Source organism: Oceanibium sediminis (assembly GCF_003265325.1).
Classification (GTDB): Bacteria; Pseudomonadota; Alphaproteobacteria; order Rhodobacterales; family Rhodobacteraceae; genus Halovulum; species Halovulum sediminis.
The window spans coordinates 1-16,891 of the sequence record NZ_QGNX01000005.1; the positions used below are offsets into that span (position 1 = coordinate 1).

13 protein-coding genes are annotated in these 16,891 nt (G+C 68.6%); 5 read left to right on the forward strand and 8 right to left on the reverse strand.

Going from position 1 to position 16,891, the window contains the following annotated elements; all coding sequences use genetic code 11:
* Nucleotides 1-247 precede the first annotated feature (247 nt).
* Together bhcD and DJ029_RS13355 are read left to right on the forward strand one after the other, a co-directional pair.
* Entirely contained in the window at nt 248-1,213 is a 966-nt protein-coding gene (gene bhcD, locus DJ029_RS13350) for an iminosuccinate reductase BhcD (RefSeq protein ID WP_112322990.1), read from the forward strand.
* Between the two features lie 84 nt (nt 1,214-1,297).
* Nucleotides 1,298-2,296, forward strand: a complete 999-nt coding sequence (locus DJ029_RS13355; protein ID WP_112322991.1) for a type I glyceraldehyde-3-phosphate dehydrogenase — start codon at nt 1,298-1,300, stop codon at nt 2,294-2,296.
* On the opposite strand, the gene DJ029_RS13360 is transcribed toward DJ029_RS13355, so the two are convergent.
* The 8 genes from DJ029_RS13360 to DJ029_RS13390 all read right to left on the reverse strand — a co-directional run bounded on the left by DJ029_RS13360 (nt 2,293) and on the right by DJ029_RS13390 (nt 14,586).
* The gene (locus DJ029_RS13360; protein ID WP_112322992.1) at nt 2,293-5,493 is read right to left on the reverse strand and encodes a 2Fe-2S iron-sulfur cluster-binding protein; all 3,201 of its coding nucleotides are present in this window, start codon (nt 5,491-5,493) and stop codon (nt 2,293-2,295) included. The genes DJ029_RS13355 and DJ029_RS13360 overlap by 4 nt on opposite strands.
* Before the next feature lie 73 nt (nt 5,494-5,566).
* Nucleotides 5,567-6,874 (reverse strand): NAD(P)/FAD-dependent oxidoreductase, encoded by a 1,308-nt coding sequence (locus DJ029_RS13365; RefSeq protein ID WP_112322993.1) that lies wholly within the window; start codon nt 6,872-6,874, stop codon nt 5,567-5,569.
* Nucleotides 6,871-7,047 (reverse strand): hypothetical protein, encoded by a 177-nt coding sequence (locus tag DJ029_RS21760; RefSeq protein WP_157966378.1) that lies wholly within the window; start codon nt 7,045-7,047, stop codon nt 6,871-6,873. The genes DJ029_RS13365 and DJ029_RS21760 overlap by 4 nt, the downstream gene beginning before the upstream one ends.
* Before the next feature lie 7 nt (nt 7,048-7,054).
* A complete protein-coding gene (locus DJ029_RS13370; protein ID WP_112322994.1) occupies nt 7,055-9,457 on the reverse strand; it encodes a GcvT family protein in 2,403 nt (800 codons plus the stop codon).
* Between the two features lie 91 nt (nt 9,458-9,548).
* Nucleotides 9,549-10,109, reverse strand: coding sequence for a sarcosine oxidase subunit gamma (locus DJ029_RS13375; RefSeq protein WP_112322995.1), 561 nt, complete (start codon nt 10,107-10,109; stop codon nt 9,549-9,551).
* A complete protein-coding gene (locus tag DJ029_RS13380; RefSeq protein ID WP_112322996.1) occupies nt 10,102-13,041 on the reverse strand; it encodes a sarcosine oxidase subunit alpha family protein in 2,940 nt (979 codons plus the stop codon). The genes DJ029_RS13375 and DJ029_RS13380 overlap by 8 nt, the downstream gene beginning before the upstream one ends.
* Nucleotides 13,038-13,325: a sarcosine oxidase subunit delta gene (locus DJ029_RS13385; protein WP_112322997.1), complete on the reverse strand. Its 288-nt coding sequence runs from the start codon at nt 13,323-13,325 to the stop codon at nt 13,038-13,040. The genes DJ029_RS13380 and DJ029_RS13385 overlap by 4 nt, the downstream gene beginning before the upstream one ends.
* 10 nt (nt 13,326-13,335) lie before the next feature.
* Entirely contained in the window at nt 13,336-14,586 is a 1,251-nt protein-coding gene (locus DJ029_RS13390; RefSeq protein WP_112322998.1) for a sarcosine oxidase subunit beta family protein, read from the reverse strand.
* 89 nt (nt 14,587-14,675) lie between these two features.
* Between DJ029_RS13390 and DJ029_RS13395 the strand changes: the two genes are divergently transcribed.
* The 3 genes from DJ029_RS13395 (at nt 14,676) to DJ029_RS21765 (ending at nt 16,758) form a co-directional block, all read left to right on the forward strand.
* Nucleotides 14,676-15,650 (forward strand): GlxA family transcriptional regulator, encoded by a 975-nt coding sequence (locus tag DJ029_RS13395; RefSeq protein ID WP_232823080.1) that lies wholly within the window; start codon nt 14,676-14,678, stop codon nt 15,648-15,650.
* A gap of 147 nt (nt 15,651-15,797) precedes the next feature.
* On the forward strand, nt 15,798-16,511 hold the full coding sequence (locus DJ029_RS13400) for a GntR family transcriptional regulator (RefSeq protein ID WP_112322999.1): 714 nt from the start codon (nt 15,798-15,800) through the stop codon (nt 16,509-16,511).
* A gap of 73 nt (nt 16,512-16,584) precedes the next feature.
* Nucleotides 16,585-16,758, forward strand: coding sequence for a hypothetical protein (locus DJ029_RS21765; RefSeq protein ID WP_157966379.1), 174 nt, complete (start codon nt 16,585-16,587; stop codon nt 16,756-16,758).
* The last annotated feature ends 133 nt before the right edge of the window (nt 16,759-16,891 follow it).

The following is a 16,891-nucleotide window of genomic DNA, read 5'->3' on the forward strand; positions in this document are numbered from 1 at the left end:
TGCGATCCGACGGCGAATGTGCACGACTGGTACGTGGGCGTGCGCGGCGGCAAGGTGGAGGTCGTCTGGCCTGTGTCGGCGCGCGGCAAGGCGTATTGATCGGGCGGGCGCGCCCAGTCAGGGAGGCGCCGCGCCCGGCTTTCCCGCCGGAGCCTCCGGCGGGGATATTTGAGGACTTTGGAAGGGGTTGGATCGCACTCGTGTCCCACGCGGGCGGTCCGGGCCCTTGACGTGAAGGGAATGGAATATGTGGATTGTACCTGAAGCCGCGATCGGCGACCTGGTCAGCAAGGAGGCGTCCTTCGACGCGGTGGAAGCGGTGTTCGGCGCGATGGCGCGCGGCGATGCCTACAATTTCCCGGTGATCCGTGAGGCGATCGGCCATGCGGATGCGCTTTACGGGTTCAAGTCGGGTTTCGATCGGGCCGCGCTGAACCTCGGGCTGAAGTCCGGCGGGTACTGGCCGGGGAACGAGGCGAAGGGGCTGACCAACCATCAATCCACGGTGTTCCTCTTCGATGCCGACACCGGCAAGGCGGAGGCGGTGATCGGGGGCAACCTGCTGACCGCGCTGCGCACGGCCGCGGCCTCGGCCGTGTCGATCAAGCACCTGGCGCGCGCCGATGCAAAGGTCTTGGGCATGGTCGGGGCGGGGCACCAGTCCGCCTTCCAGATGCGCGCGGCGGTGGCGCAGCGCGACTTCGACAAGGTGATCGGCTGGAACTTCCACCCCGAGATGCTGTCCCGCCTGGCCGATACCGCCGCGGAGCTGGGCTTGCCGTTCGAGGCGGTGGAGCTGGACCGGCTGGGGGCTGAGGCGGACGTGATCATCACCATCACGTCGAGTTTCGATCCGATCCTGATGTCCGGGCAGGTCAAGGACGGCACCCATATCGCCTGCATGGGCACCGACACCGTCGGCAAGCAGGAGGTGGACGCCGCGCTGGTGGCGCGCGCACGCGTCTTCACCGACGAGGTGGCGCAATCCGTGACCTTGGGCGAGGCGCAGCACGCGGTGGCCGCCGGCCTGATCGGCGCGGGCGACATCGCGCAGATCGGCGCGGTGATCAACGGCGATCATCCCGGGCGCGGCAGCGCCGAGGAGGTGACGCTTTTCGATGGCACCGGTGTCGGCCTGCAGGACCTGGCCGTGGCCCGCGCGGTGCTGGAAACCGCCAAGGAGCGTGGTGTCGCGATCGAGGTTGATTTCTGACCCTGAACGCGCAGGATACGCCAACAGAATTCAGCCGCCGGCGGGCATGCTCCCGCCGGCGGTTTTCCAAGAAAGGTCAGAGACATGGAACGCCCCGTGCGTATCGCGATCAACGGGTTCGGGCGGATCGGACGCTCGGTGCTGCGCATCCTTCACGGCGCGCGCGGGGGCACCTTCGAGGTGGTGTGCCTGAACGATATCGAGGCGCTGGAGACCTGCGCCTACCTGTTCCGCTACGACAGCGTCTTCGGCCCCTATCCGGGCACGGTCGAGGTGGCCGAGCAGGCGCTGGTCGTGGATGGGGTGCCGATCCGCTTTCACGGCGTGGCGGACATCTCGCAGCTTGATCTGAGCGACGTGGATGTCGTGCTGGAGTGCACCGGCCTTGGCGCGGATACCATCGTGGCCCGGCGCGGGTTGGAGGCCGGGGCGCGGCGGGTGCTGATCTCAGGCCCCGCGGACGAGGCCGAGGTCACCGTGGTGATCGGGGCGAACGACGCGGAGTTGCGCGACCAGACCATCGTGTCCAACGCCTCCTGCACCACCAACGCGCTGGCGCCGCTGCTCAGGGTGCTCGACGACGCGTTCGGGGTGGAAACCGGGCATATGACCACGGTGCATTGCTATACCGGCAGCCAGCCGACCGTGGACAAGCCACGTGGCGATCCGGCGCGCAGCCGGGCGGCGGCGTTGTCGATGGTGCCGACCTCCACCTCTGCCGCGCGGCTGATCGACCGGGTGCTGCCCGCCCTTGCGGGACGGATCGAGGCGCGCGCGGTCAGGGTGCCGACGGCTAGCGTCTCGCTGGTGGATCTGACGGTGCAGCCGGGCCGGGCGGTGGACGTGGCCGAGGTGAACCGCGCCCTGGCCGCCGCCAGCGCCGCCGCGCCGCGTGTGATCGGCTATACCGAGGAACCGCTGGTGTCGATGGACCTGCGCGGGCGGCCCGAGTCGGTGATCATGACGGGGTTGGAAACCCAGGTCACCGGCGGCGGACTGGTGCGCGTGCTGGGCTGGTATGACAACGAGTGGGGCTTTTCCAACCGCCTGCTGGACGTGGCGGAGCGGATGGCCCGGCGTTAAAGGTCGATCGCGATTTCCCCGCCGGGTTTTGCGGCGCGGGACTGGCACAGGATGATCCGGCTTTCGCGCTGGGCGGCGGACAGCACGAAGTCGCGATGCTCGACCTCGCCCGCCAGCAGGCCGCAGGCGCAGACACCGCAGATCCCGTCCTCGCATTTCACGTCGACGTGGATGCCGTTGGCGAGCAGCACCTCGCTGGCCGTGGCGTCGGCGGCGACGGGCAGGCTGCGCCCGTCCTTCAGGCGGAGGGTGAAGGGGTGGTTTTCGTGATCCGGCACCTCGGGCAGCGAGAAGTATTCCAGGTGCCGCGCCGCGTCGGGGTAGCCCCGCGCCGTGGCCGCCTCGATCACCGCGTTCATGTAGCGATCCGGCCCACAGGTGTAGAGGTGATCGCCGGGCGCATGGGCGGGGATCAGCGCGGAAAGCTCGGCGCGCGTGCCTTCGTCCGAGAGATGCAGGCGCACGGCGTCGGCCCAGGGCACCGACGATAGCAGGTCGAGGAAGCCCGCGGCGGCGCGACTGTGGGCGGAGTAGTGCATCTCGAACGTTGCGCCGAGCCTGTGAAGGCGGTGCGCGAAGGCGATCATCGGGGTGATGCCGATGCCGCCGCCCATCAGGAAGCTGCGCCGCGCGGTTTCCACCAGTTCGAAATGGTTGATCGGGCGGGAGGTGAAGATGCGCCGCCCCTCGGTGAAGATCCGGTGCATCAGGGCCGAGCCGCCGCGCCCGTCGCGCTCGTTCAGCACGCCGATCTGGTAGCTGCGGCGATCGCCCGGGTCGCCGCACATCGAGTACTGGCGCAGGAACTCCGGCGCGACCAGCACGTCCAGATGCGCGCCCGCGGTCCATTCCGGCAGATCGCGCCCCTCGGGGTCGGTCAGCGTGTAGAGGGTGATATCCTCTGTCATCCGCTCGACCCCGGTGACGATCATCGGCAGGACGGGCGCGTCGCCCGGGGGGCGGGGGACGTGCAGGTGCGCGCGCTCGCCCGCCGCGCTGCGGCGGCGGTGTTCCTCCGCCGGGATTAGCGCCTGGTAGGCCTTGATCCCCGCCTCGCGATCCATCGGGAAGGGGTAGGGGTAGGGCGGCGGCGCAAGGGGGGCGGGATACACGGCAAGCGTCTGATCCTCGTAAGCGAGGTCCAGGTCCTTTTGCAGGCCGCGCCGGTTCACGGGCGCGGCGGCGGGAGCGAAACTGCCCGAGCGCAATTCGATGTCCCACCACCATTTCTTGACCGGGTTCAGCCCGCCGCGCCCGGCGGCGTCGTCAAGCCGGGCCAGCAGCATTGCTGCGGCGGGCACATGCATCGCTGCCCAGCGGAAGGGGGCCTCGGCGAAGATCCCTTCCAGGTTCCAGGGGCAGGTCTTCATGCAGCGCCCGCACATCGCGCCGCCTTCGGTGGTGATGCGGTATGTGGCGCATTTCTGGCTGTCGGACTTCCAGATCTCGTAGCCGTTGAACATCAGCTTCGGCCCGGCAGTGATCGCCCCCGAGGGGCATTCGCGCGCGCATTTGTTGCAACTCTCGCAGAAGCGTTGCAGCCCGAAGTCGATCGGCCGGTCATGGGCCAGCGGCATGTCCGTCGTCACCGCGCCGGATTTCAGGCGCGGGCCGAGGAAGGGGTTCAGGATCACCTCTCCGATGCGGGATACCTCGCCAAGGCCGGACAGCAGCAGCAGCGGGGGTTGCAGCACCTCTCCGTCGATCACGGTATGGGCCTTGGCCTTGTAGCCGCAGTTGCGGATCTGCTGCGCGATCACCCCGCCCAGAAGCGAGAAGCGCAGGTAGGCGCGCATCGATTGCGCGACGCTGATCCAGTCGTCGCCCGAGGCGCCCTCCATCGTCTCATACCCCTGGTCCAGAATCATGGAGATCGCCTGGTCATGGGGCGGCTCGATCGCATCGCCGCGCGCGTCGTGCGAGTACCACGCCCAGTCCGGGCAGCGCGACAGGCCGACCGCGTCCACCCCCAGGAAGTAGCTCGCCGCCTTGATGCTGGCGGCGTTTTCCTTGGGCGTCGCGGTGGTGCGCCGGGGGCCGGGCACCCCGTCCTGCAACAGAACCAGCGCGCCGAGCATCTTGCGCTGGGCTGACGACGGGGCGGATTTCAGAACGTAGTGCCCGCCCGTGGTGTGTCTTTGCAGCCGCTTGCCCATGTCGCCGAACTGCGCGCGGGCGAACATGTCGGTGCGTTTGGGAACCCGCGCGACATTGGCCTCGTCGATATAGGTGGTGGGCGTGTCCTGCCGCTTCAGCGTCTCGAACGGGTGGGCGCCGATGGCATAGTCGCGCCGCGCGAAAGGGTCCTGCGTGCGCGCGCTTTTCGCGAAGCCCTTGCCCAGCCACCACGCCGGGCCGAAGGCACGAAAGCGCGGCTGGTCGGCCATCGCCGCCAGCGGGGCGTCATGCTCCAACGCCATGTCCGTGGTGATCGCGGCCAGCCCGAAGCGGGTGCCGAGGTAGGGCGCGACCAGCGCGTCGCCCTCCAGCGTGACCAGCCCGGCGGCAAGGGCAAGCTGGCCAAGGTCGACGTCCGCGCATGTGCCGCTGTGCGCGCGGGCGCTGTGGCCCAGCAGGCGCAGGTAGTTGGCGATCACGGTCGCCGTCTCGGCGCTGCGCAGGCAAGCGCGGTGGGCCTGCGCGTCGGCGATCCAGGCGGCGCCCGGCTCATCCGGGCGGGGATCGCGGTGATACTCGGTCACGAAGACGATGGCATGCGCATGCCCGGGCAGGGGCCCCGGCGGGTGCGCGGCGGCGTCGCGCAGATCCGCCATGATCACGTCGATCCCCGAGGCGAGCGTTTTCGTCTGCCGCGTGCGCAGCGCATCGGACAGCGCCGCGACGCCGGGGTTAACGATTGGTGCCTTCAGTCGAGCGGACTGCGGTACCGGGCCGATGCCGACCATCGATGCGTCGTTGAAATAGCCGAAGGCCTTCAGGTGGCGCGCCCGCGCGCCGGGGTCTTCGGGGATCTCGGAGCGTTTCGGGTTGACCGGCCCGTCGCGGATCACGTCCATCATCGCCTGGAACTCCGCCATGGCGTTGACGATGCTCTCGGGCCGCTCGGGGCGGTGAAAGGACAGGGGCCGCATCGCGGGCACGCCCGAGGTGTCCAGACCGCCCCCGACCCGCGCGAGGCGCTCCAGGGGATAGGGGCCAAGATGCACCGGGCGGCGCCGGTCAGAGAAGATCTTCATGGCGACAGTTCTGACACAGGTTCAACGCCCCCGCCATACGGGGGCGGGGGGCGTCGGATGGCGGTGCGCCGCTTCAGCCGAGAACGGAAAAGCTCGACTCCTCGTTGATCGGGCGTTTGCGGGAATAGAAACCGACATCGATCGTTGTGTCGATATAGGGCAGCGTGAACTGCAGCGGATTGGTGTCATGATCGTTGCCGCCCTCGCAATACTCCACCAGCGCGGCCATCATCTTTCCGGCGATGGGCGCGTTCTTGTACTGGTTCCCCGAGGTGCCGCAGGCCATGTAGAACCCGGGCAGCGACGCGCGGTCATAGATCGGGATCCAGTCGGTCGAGGCATCGTAGAGGTCCACCACCCCGCGCATTTTCGACGGGATGCCAAGGGTCGGCACGCGTTGGCCATAGCGCATCGCCTGCGTGGTCCACTGGTCGGTGAAGTCGCGGTTGTAGTCGGTGTCGTCCTCCACCCAGACGTGGGGATCGCAGGGCGGGTCCTCGCTGCCGACGAGGATGTGGTTGCCATGCTCTGGGCGGCAGTAGAGCGCGATATCGCTGTCCGAGACGATGGTGCCCTGCGCCTCGAAGTCGAACCCGGCGGGCGCGGGGACGTGCACCACCTCCTGGCGCAGGGCGCGGGTGGTGATCGTCATGTCGTCCAGCACCCCGGCCATCGCGTTGATCTTCGACGAGGCGGGCCCGGCGACATTGATCACGACGGGGGCGTGGATCTCCTCTCCGCCGGTCAGGCGCACGCCGCTGACGCGCCCGCCCGATTGCAGGATCTCTGCGACTTCCGCGCCAAGGCGCAGGCGCGCGCCGTGGCGTTTCGCAGCCGCCATCAGGTTCTGCGCCGACAGTGCGGGGTCGGTGACGTAGCCCGCGTGGGGCCAGTAGACGCCGCCCGTCAGCCGCCCGCCGTTGGGCGTGCCGAACGCCGGGTCGTCGATCCGGCGGGCCGGGGCGAAACTGTCGAGCTGGTAGATGGGCAGTTTCGCCGTCACCTGCTCGGCGGACCATTCCTCGAACGGGCAGGACAGCGCGGCGGAATTCTTCATGTGCTGCGCCAGCATGCCGTTCTGCGCCGTCTTCATGACAAGGCAGCCGGATTCGATGAACCGCGCCAGCGCATCGGCGTCTGGCGCTTCGAGGTAGTCCGCCCAGTCGCGCCAGTAGTGATAGCCTTCCCAGGCGAAGGCGGTGCCGTCGAAGGTGGAGTAATGCATCCGGATGATCGCGCAGCTTCCCGCGGTGGAGCCGTGCCCCGCCTGCGCGTTGCGCTCCAGCGTCAGCGTCCGCTTGCCCTGCTTTGCCAGTTCATAGGCCACGGCGGCGCCGATTACGCCGGCCCCGATGATGATCACGTCGGCTGTATCGCTCATGCGGTCTTGTCCTCCTGCTTGGCCCGGATAAGGGTAAAGAAATCGTCCGGCTTGTGCCGGCCCGGGCGCGTTCCGGTGAAGTGTTCGACATAAACGGCCGCAACCGCAAGCCTTCGCGCGACCGGGGTCTGCAACTTCAGCGCGTAGCGGCCGGGCTGTGTGCCTTGGATCATCGCGGGGTCATGGGCGCATCGCCCGGCCCGTGGGGTCATGGGGCGAGGGTGCGATCACCCGCGCGGCGCGTTCCTGCCCGACCACATGCACCGAAAGCGCGCTGCCCTCGGCGGCGCTGTCCCGCGCCACCAGCGCCATGGCCAGCGATTTGCCGAGCGTATGGCCGTAGCCGCCCGAGGTCACGAAGCCCACGCGCGTGCCGTTCGCCCAGACCGGCTCGTACCCGCTGGCGTCCGCGTCGGTCGCGTCGACCTCCAGCGTGACCAGCCGTTGCGCGGGGCCGTTGCCGTCACGCTCGGCCAGCGCCGCCGCGCGGCCGGTGAAGTCTGGCTTCGACCAGTCGATCCAGCGGTCGAGACCGGTCATGGCTGGGGTGTAACCTTGGGTGAACTCGGCGGACCAGATGCCGAAGCTCTTCTCTATCCGCAGCGACAGCAGCGCGTTGAAGCCGAATTCGGCGATGCCCTCGTCCGCGCCCGCCTCCAGCAGCAGGCGGCGCAGGGTGATGTGATCGCCCATGCGGCAGTGGATCTCGTAGCCCAGCTCCCCCGTCACGGACAGCCGCCCGACGTGGCAGCGCAGCAGACCGATATCGAAACGCCCGCAGCCCATGAAGGGCAGGGCGGCGGCCCCTTCGGAGAGTTTCGCGATCACCGCCTTCGACTTCGGCCCCGAGAGCGAGAAACCGGCGGTTTCCTCGCCCAGATCGCGGACGCGCACCCCGTCCTGCATGTGCTCGGCGAACCAGCGCGCGTGCCAGGCGCGCAGGTAGTAGCTGCCCATGATCCACCAGGTGCCGTCGCCCCAGTTGAAGACGGTCAGATCGCCCTTCAGCCTGCCGTCCCCGCCCAGCATCGGGGCAAGGCGGGCGTGGCCCGGCGCGGGCAGCCTGCTGGCCATGATCCGGTCGAGCCAGGCCTCGGCGTTCGGGCCCGTCACCTCGAACCGGGAAAAGCCGGTGATGTCTAGAAGTCCCACGCCCTCGCGCACCATGCGGCATTCCGCGCCGACGATGTCATGGGCGTTGGAGCGTTTGAGCGAGGGCGTTTCCGTGAACCCCTCGGGCGCGAAGTAAAGCGGCACCTCCAGGTCCCAGCTCTGGCCCCAGCGGCAGCCGGCGGCGTCCATGTCCAAGAAGGCAGGGGCGCGTTTGAGCGGGCGGCCCGCGGGCAGTTGCTCGTTCGGGTAGGTCATCACGAAGCGGCGGGAATAGAACTGGCCCGTGGTTTCCTTGATGTACTGCTTGTTCTCGGCCCAGATGCCAAAGCGGGCCACGTCCATGCCGTAGACATCCGCCTCCGGCTCACCATGGATCATCCATTCGGCAAGGGATTTGCCCACGCCTCCGCCTTGCAGGAAGCCCGCCATCACCGCACAGGCGCACCAGTAGCCGCGCTTGCCCTGCACCGGGCCCACCAGCGGGTTGCCGTCCGGCGCGAAGGTGAAGGCGCCGTTGACCCAGGTCTTCACGCCGACCTCCTGCAGGCAGGGGTAGCGCTCGAACCCCATGGTCAGCTCGTCCTCGATCCGGTCGGTCTGTTCCTGGAACAACTCCATGCCGTAATCCCAGGGGGCGCCGTCCATGGCCCAGTGTTCATGCTCGACCTCGTAGATGCCGAGAAGGATCCCCTTCTGGTCCTGGCGCAGGTAGGTGAAGCCTTCCAGGTCCACGGTCATGGGCACCTCGAAATCCAGGTCCACGAGGGCAGGGATCGTGTCCGAGATCAGGTAGTGGTGCTTCAGCGGCGACAGCGGCAGCTCCAGACCCGCCATGCGCCCCACCTGCTTCGCCCAGAGGCCCCCGGCATTGACCACGTGTTCGCAATGAATGGTGCCCTTGTCCGTCACCACCTGCCAGCCCTCGAGCGTCTGGTTCAGCTCAAGCACGCGGATGTGTTCATGGACCTCCGCACCATGTTTCTTCGCCGCGCCCGCGTATGCGTGCACCGTGCCGGTGGTGTCGACATAGCCCTCGCGATCAGCCCACATGCCGCCGAGCAGCCCCTCTCCGGACATGATGGGGTTCAGCGCGACAGCCTCTTCCACGCTGACAAGGCGGCAATCCTCGATCCCGATGGACTGGAACACGCGATACGCCGATTGCAGCCATTCCCAGCGGTCCGGCGTTCCGGCCATTGTCAGCCCGCCGGTCATGTGCAGCCCGATGTCCTGGCCGGATTCCTTCTCGATCTCGCTTAGCAGGTCGATGGTATAGGCTTGCAGCGCGGCGATGTTGGGGTCAGCGTTCAGCGCGTGGATGCCCCCCGCCGCGTGCCAGGACGAGCCCGCCGTCAGGACGGAGCGTTCGACGAGGCACACGTCGCGCCACCCCATCCTGGCCAGGTGATACAGGACCGAGGCGCCGACAACGCCGCCCCCGATGACGACCACGCGGTAGTGTGAGTTCATGGCTTGCCTCCCTTCCTGTGCGTTCTTTCAAAATCCCTGGATCAGAATGCAGTGCCCCGGTCAGATCCCGTGTTTCCCGTTGGCTGCCCCCTCAGTCCGAGACGTTGCGGAGCGAGGTTTCCAGCATGTGCAGGAACGACCCCGCCGAGCTGCTGGCCGACAACAGGCGCATGGCGTCCGGCCCGGTGTTGAGGATGACGACCGACAGATGCTCCATCACCGTGCGCGCGAAACGCCCCGGCGGGAAGCTGTCGGGATGCAGGGCCAGCGGGCAGACCCGCTCCAGCGCGGGCAGGGTCAGCGGCCCGGCCAGGTCCAGCGCGACCCAGGCCCCGGTCTGGGTGGTGACGTAGCCGGTGCCGTCCAGCGCCGCCGCGACGCCGCGCGCCGGGTCCGGGTCAGTGTCCTGCCACATCAGCATCAGTTGGTCCGGGCTCAGGCGGATCAGCCGTCGGCCCTTGGCGCTGGTCGCGGTTCGCGCATCCGGCAGGGGCAGCGCGAAGGCGCGCTCAAGCTGCGAGGTCAGCGCGTCCTCCCCGCCGAGCGGGATGGCGATGGACACGAGGGCGAGGTCCGTCACCTCGGTCAGTCGTGTCTCGCCGAAACGGGCGTCATGACCGCCGAGCGGCGCGGTGGGGGTGATGTCAGCCACGCTGGCGCGTTCCTTCCGGGTCAACCATGTGGGGCGAGGTCACCTCCACCTTCTGTGAGCGCCCGCGCAGGGGATCATGGGCGAGGATCACCTCGCCATGCCGCGCGGCGCCGTTCTTCAGAAAGCCGAGCGCGATCGCGTGGCTCAAAGTCGGGGACCAGGCGACGGAGCTGATCCACCCCTGGTCATGGGCCATGTCCTGCGGATCGCCCGGATTAAGCAGGTGCGCCCCGGCGCTCAGCTTCTCGGAGCGTTCGAGCGGGCGCAGCCCCACAAGGCGCAGGCCGTCGTCGCGCGTCATCTCTTCGCGCTGCGACAGCACGGTGCCGATGGCGTCCTTCTTTTGCGACACCATTCCCCCAAGCCCCAGCATCTGCGCCGTGGTCTGGCCGTTCAGCTCATTCCCTGCCGCGTGGCCCTTTTCGATCCGCATGACGCCAAGCGCCTCGAGCCCGTAGGGCACCACGTCGAGGTCTTTTCCCACCTGCATCAGCGCCCGGATCATAGCGTCTCCATACCGGCTGGGCACCGCGATCTCATACGCCAGTTCGCCCGAGAAGGAGATACGGAACAACCGCGCGGGCGTGCCCCCGAAAACGGTGACCTCGGCGCAGGCCATGAAGGGAAAGGCGTCGTTGGACAGGTCCATGTCGTCCACCACGCGCGACAGCAGCGCGCGGCTGTTCGGCCCGGCCACGGCGAATTGCGCCCAGGCATCGGTGGTGGAGATCAGGTGCACGTCTAGGTCCGGCCACAGGCATTGGCGCGCGAACTCCAGCCGGCGGAACACCGGCACGGCGTTCGCGGTGGTGGTGGTCATCACGTAATGCGTCTCGGACAGGCGCGCGGTGGTGCCGTCGTCATCGGCGAAGCCGTCCTCGCGCAGCATCAGCCCGTAGCGCACCTTGCCCACGGGCAGCTTCAGGAAGGGGTTGGCGTAGATGCGGTTCAGGAACGCCGCCGCGTCGCGCCCCTGGATGTCGATCTTGCCCAGCGTGGTGACGTCGCAGACGCCCACGCCCGCGCGGGTCATGCGCACCTCCCGGTCGACGCTGTCGCGCCAGCCCTGCTCGCCCGGGCGGGCGAACCACTCGGCGCGCATCCAGGGCCCGCTTTCGGTGAAACTCGCACCATTTTCTAGTGCCCAGGCGTGGGACGGGGTCAGGCGGGTGGGGCGGAAATCGCGCCCGCGCGCGCGCCCTGCATATGCGCCGATGGCGACCGGGGTATAGGGCGGGCGGAAGATGGTGGTGCCGGTCTCGGGGATCGTGCGGCCCGACACCTCCGCCAGGATGGCAAGGCCGAGCACGTTCGACGTCTTGCCCTGGTCCGTCGCCATGCCAAGGGTGGTGTAGCGCTTCAGATGCTCGACCGCGCCGAACCCCTCGCGGTGGGATTGGGCGATGTCCTTGGTGGTCACGTCGTTTTGCAGGTCCACGAAGGCGCGGGCCGTGCTGGCGGTGACGTGCCAGAAGGGGGTGATCTGGAACGGTTCATCCTCGGCGCGGGGCAGGGGCGTGCGGTCCGGGGCGTGGCCCAGGTCCTCGGCGATCCGGTTGGCGGTGGCCTGCCCCTCACCCAGCGCGGCGGCCAAGGTCAGCGTGCCGTTCGCGGCCCCCGCGGCGCTGAGGCCCCATGGCAGCTCACCGCCCGTAACGAAACCGGCGGTATCCTCGCGCCAGCGCGGCCGCCCGCGCATGTGGGAGGAAATATGCACGTTCGGCGACCAGCCGCCCGAGACGGCCAGACAATCCGCCTCCACCCGGATGCCGCCGTCCATTGTGATCGACTTCAGGTCCTTGCGCCCCGAGGTGTCCAAGATCTGGCGACCATGATCGACACGCACGCCGTCAAGGTCCCGCGTGCCGCCCTTGCGGGTGTCGATCACCGCCGTGACGCGCACGCCCTTTGCGAGAAGGTCCGTTGCCGTGCGCCAGCCGTCGTCATTGTTGGTGAACACAGCCACCTTGCGCCCCGGCGCGACGCCGAAGCGATTGACGTAGGCGCGCACCGCCCCGGCCAGCATGATGCCGGGCCGGTCGTTGTTGCCAAAGGCGATGGAGCGTTCCGTCGCCCCCGCGCAGAGCAGCGCGCGGCGCGCATAAATCCGCCAGAGCACCTGGCGCGGCTTGCCGCTGCTGTCGGCCAGGTGGTCCGTACACCGCTCCAACGCGCTGTAGATGCCGTGATCGTATGCGCCCTGCACCGTTGTGCGGGTCATCAGGCGCACAAGGGCCATGGCAGACAGTTCCGCGCAGGCGGTAGCGGCCCAGTCCGCGCCGGAGCGATCCCCGATGCTGTAGCTCTCCTCGTTCAGCCGCCCGCCCATGCGGAAATCCTCGTCTGCCAGGATCACCCGCAGCCCCGCGCGCCCCGCCGCCAGGGCTGCGGCCAGCCCCGCTGGCCCCGCGCCGATGATCAGCAGGTCGCAATGCAGGAAGCCGTGATCGTAGCTGTCCGGGTCCTCTTGCCCCGACAGCCGCCCTAGCCCGGCCGCATTGCGGATCAGCGGTTCATAGAGCTTTTCCCAGAACTTCGCGGGCCACATGAAGGTCTTGTAGTAGAACCCGGCGGAAAAGAAGGGCGCCATCAGGTCGTTGACCGCCAGCAGGTCGTGGTTCAGTGAGCCGCGGTGGTTCTGGCTGCTCGCGTGCAGCCCGTCGAACAACTCGGCCACGGTGGCGCGTGTGTTCGGCTCCTGCGCCGCGCCGCGGCGCAGCTGGACGAGGGCGTTCGGCTCCTCCGACCCGGCGGAGAAGATGCCGCGCGGGCGGTGATACTTGAAGGATCGGGCCACCAGCCGCTGCCCGTTCGCCAGCAGGGCAGAGGCCAGCGTATCGCCGGGATGCCCCGACATCTGCCGCCCATTCCAGGTGAACTTCAGCGTCTCGCCCGTATCCACCAACGCGCCGGGCAGGCGGGGGGCGCTCATCGTGATCGCCCCTCGGCGCGGGCCACGTCGCGGGCGAGGGCGACCTCCGTGATCTCATGGGTCAGCGTGTTGCGTGTGACCACGAGCCAGGAGCGGTCGCCCTGTTCGTGGTACCACAGTTCACGGTGCAGACCGGCGGGGTTGTCGCGCAGGTAGACATAGTCGTGGAACGCGGCTTCAGCGCCCTCAGCCATGCCGTCGGGGCGGTGGATCAGCGCCGCATCGCCGAGAACGGTGAACTCTGCGGCGTCGCGTGGCCCAAGAAGCGGGTGGTCGATGATCATTCCGGTGCCCTCAATGCAGGTTCGGCTGGGCGCCAGCGCCCTTTTCGTCGATCGGCGCGCCGCGCCGGAACCGGTCCAGCCGATAGGCGGCCGCCGTGTCATGGGGGCCGCCCGTCGCCAGCAGGTGGGCGTAGCAGAACCCCGAGGCGGGCGTTGCCTTGAAGCCGCCGTAACACCAGCCGCCGTTGAAATAGAGCCCCTCGATCCCGGTGCGGTCGATGAAGGGCGAGCCGTCCATCGACATGTCCATCACGCCGCCCCACATCCTGAGCAGGCGCGCGCGCCCGATCATTGGCATCACGGCCATGCCGCCCTCGCACACATCCTCAACCACGGGCAGGTTGCCGCGCTGGGCGTAGGTGTTGTAGCCGTCGATATCCCCGCCGAAGACCAGCCCGCCCTTGTCCGACTGGCTGATGTAGAAGTGCCCCGCGCCGAAGGTGATGACGCCGGGGATCACCGGTTTCAGCCCCTCGGAGACGAAGGCCTGCAAGACGTGGCTTTCAATCGGCAGGCGCATCCCGGCCAGCCCCATGACCCGGCTGGACGAGCCCGCGACGCAGACTGCGACCTGTTTCGCGCGGATCGCCCCGCGCGAGGTTTCCACGCCGAGGCACGCGCCGCCCTGCATCGTGAAGCCCGTCACCTCGCAGTTCTGAATGATGTCCACGCCCCGGCTGTCCGCCCCGCGCGCAAAGCCCCAGGCGACGGCATCATGGCGCACGGTGCCACCGCGTGGCTGCCACAACCCGCCCTGGATGGGAAAGCGCCCATTCTCGAAATCCAGGAACGGGGCCAGCTTGCGCACGCCTGCGCGATCCAGCAGCACCGCATCCGCGCCCGACAGGATCATCGCGTTGCCGCGCCGCGCATAGGCATCGCGCTGGGCGTCGGAATGGGCAAGGTTCAGCACCCCGCGCTGGCTGACCATGGCGTTGTAGTTGAAGTCCTGCTCCAACCCCTCCCACAGCTTCAGCGAGAGTTCGTAGAACGGCTGGTTACCCTCCAGCAGGTAGTTCGAGCGGATGATCGTCGTGTTGCGCCCGATGTTGCCCGAGCCGAGCCAGCCCTTTTCCAGCACCGCCACGTTGGTGATGCCGAACTCCTTCGCCAGGTAATAGGCGGTCGCCAGCCCGTGGCCGCCACCGCCGACGATGACGACGTCGTACTCCGCCTTCGGCTCGGGCGTGCGCCAAACCGGTTTCCAGCCCCGGTTGCCGGTCAGGCCCTCAGCCAGGATCTTCAGGGCGGAATAGCGCAAGGTGCCCTCCGGTTTTGGCGTTGATCCCCGGACGATCCCACGAGGTTTGGGCGATAGACTTTTCCAAAGTGGACGGTTATTTATCTGGAATGGACAAAGGCCCACAGGCAGCGCCCCCGTTTCGCGTCGGCTTCTACGCGGTGCCGGGCTATGCGCTCTTGTCTTTCGCCTGCTGTGTCGAGCCGCTGCGCGCGGCCAACCTGCTGGCGGGCGAAACCCTTTACGAGATGGTGCACTTAGGCCCGGGCGGGGGCAGCCGCAGCTCACAAGGGGCGCTGATGGAGGCGGACGCGGCGATCGGCGCGCTGCCGCCGCTGGACCTGCTGCTGGTCTGCGCGGGGGGCGAGCCGATGCTGCATGACGACCCGCAGGCCTTTCGCTGGCTGGGCCAGATGGCGCGCCGGGGGGTGCGCCTTGGGGGGATCTCCGGCGGGCCGGTGATCCTGGCGCGCGCGGGGCTGATGGCGGGGCGGCGGATGACCGTCCACTGGGAGCATGCCCCCGCCCTGGCCGAGGCTTACCCCGACCTGCTGTTGGAGCGGCGTCTGTACGTTCTGGACCGGGACCGCGTGACCTGCGGCGGCGGCACCGCGCCGCTGGACCTGATGCACGCGCTGATCCTGTCCCACCACGGCACCGCCTTTGCGCAGCAGGTCAGCGACTGGTTCCTGCACACGGATATCCGCACCGCCTCCGCCCCGCAGCGCGCGGGGCTGGTGGAGCGCCTGGGAACCCATGCGCGGCCCGTCCTCGAAGCGGTGGCGGCGATGGAGGATCACCAGGCCGATCCCCTGACGCTGGGCCAGCTTGCGGACCGCACGGGCATTTCGCGGCGTCAGCTGAACCGGGTGTTCCGCGCCGAAACCGGGCAGAGCACGATGGCCTATTACCGCGGGCTAAGGCTGGGGACGGCGCGGCGGATGCTGCGCGCCACCGCGTTGCCCCTGACGGATATCGCGCTGGCCACGGGCTTTGCCGGCTCGGCGCATTTTTCCGCCGCGTACCGCGCGGCTTTCGGTGAGCCGCCCTCCGCGCAGCGCCGCCCGCTTGGGGTGCGGCGCTGATCCCAACGGGTGGCGGCGCTTGAAATGTTGTGCCGGTATTGTATACAAAACCGAGGTGAACCGTTTGCGCGGCCCCATCCGGGCTGCCCACCTGGCACCCCCTGGCTGACACTCCAGATTGTAAAAAAAGTTCGGGCAAGGTCCGTGATGAACAAGAACGCCGACGACCCACCCGGACAGCGCAAGGCCCCCGCCACCGCCGAGACCATCTCGCAATACCTGTCGCTGGCCATTCACGAGCATCGCCTCGCCCCCGGCACCAAGCTGGGCGAGGACGATATCGGCGAGATCTTCCACGTCTCGCGCACGGTGGTGCGCGCGGCGCTGCAATCGCTGGCCCATGGCAAGCTGGTCGATATCCACCGCAATCGCGGCGCTTTCGTCGCGCAGCCGACCCTACGCGAAGCGCAGGAGGTGTTCGAGGCGCGAGAGTTGCTGGAGCCTCGCACCGCGCGCTCTGCCGCGGCGCGCGCCACGCCTGAGGATATCGACCTGCTCCAGCGTCACATCGCCGAGGAACACGCCGCGCTGGCCGCGGGCGACCAGGGCCGCGCGCTCAGGCTGTCGGGACAGTTCCACATCGACATCTCGCGCATTGCAGATCAGTCCACGATCGCGGGATTCGTCGAGACGCTGATCGCACGCTCCTCGCTGATCATCGCCCTGTACTGGCGGCGGGAAAGTGCTTTGTGCGAGAGTTTTGCCCACCACGCCCTGGTCGATGCGATGGCGCAGCAGGACGGCGAGCAGGCAGAGGGGCTGATGCGCAGCCACATCGTCGACCTGCACTCCGCGCTGGATCTGCGCGAGAAGGCCGCGCCGCCACGCTCGCTCAGGGATGCGCTGCAACCATGGGGCTGACGGGCAGCGTCGCCCCCACCGGGTCCCGTCCGGCAGGCGCAGGCGCGCCGCCGGCACACCATGGGGGGGCCGCTTGACCACGGCACCCCCCGACGGCGCGGGCGCGGCGGAACGCGGGCCCTTCGTGCTGAGGCACGCCTTCGCGCAATTGCTGTTCTGGTCGGGGTTCTACTACCTCTTTCCGGCGTTGATGCCGCGGATTGCGCAATCGACGGACTGGTCCGCGATGGAACTCGCGGGGGGCTGACCTTCGGCTTCCTGCTCTGGGCGGCGCTGTCGCCCTTCGCCGGGGCGATCATCGATCGCGGCCACGGGGCGCGGGCTATGGGGGCGGACCATCCGGCGCCCGGTTCTGGTGACCGCCAGCACCCAAAGCTCGG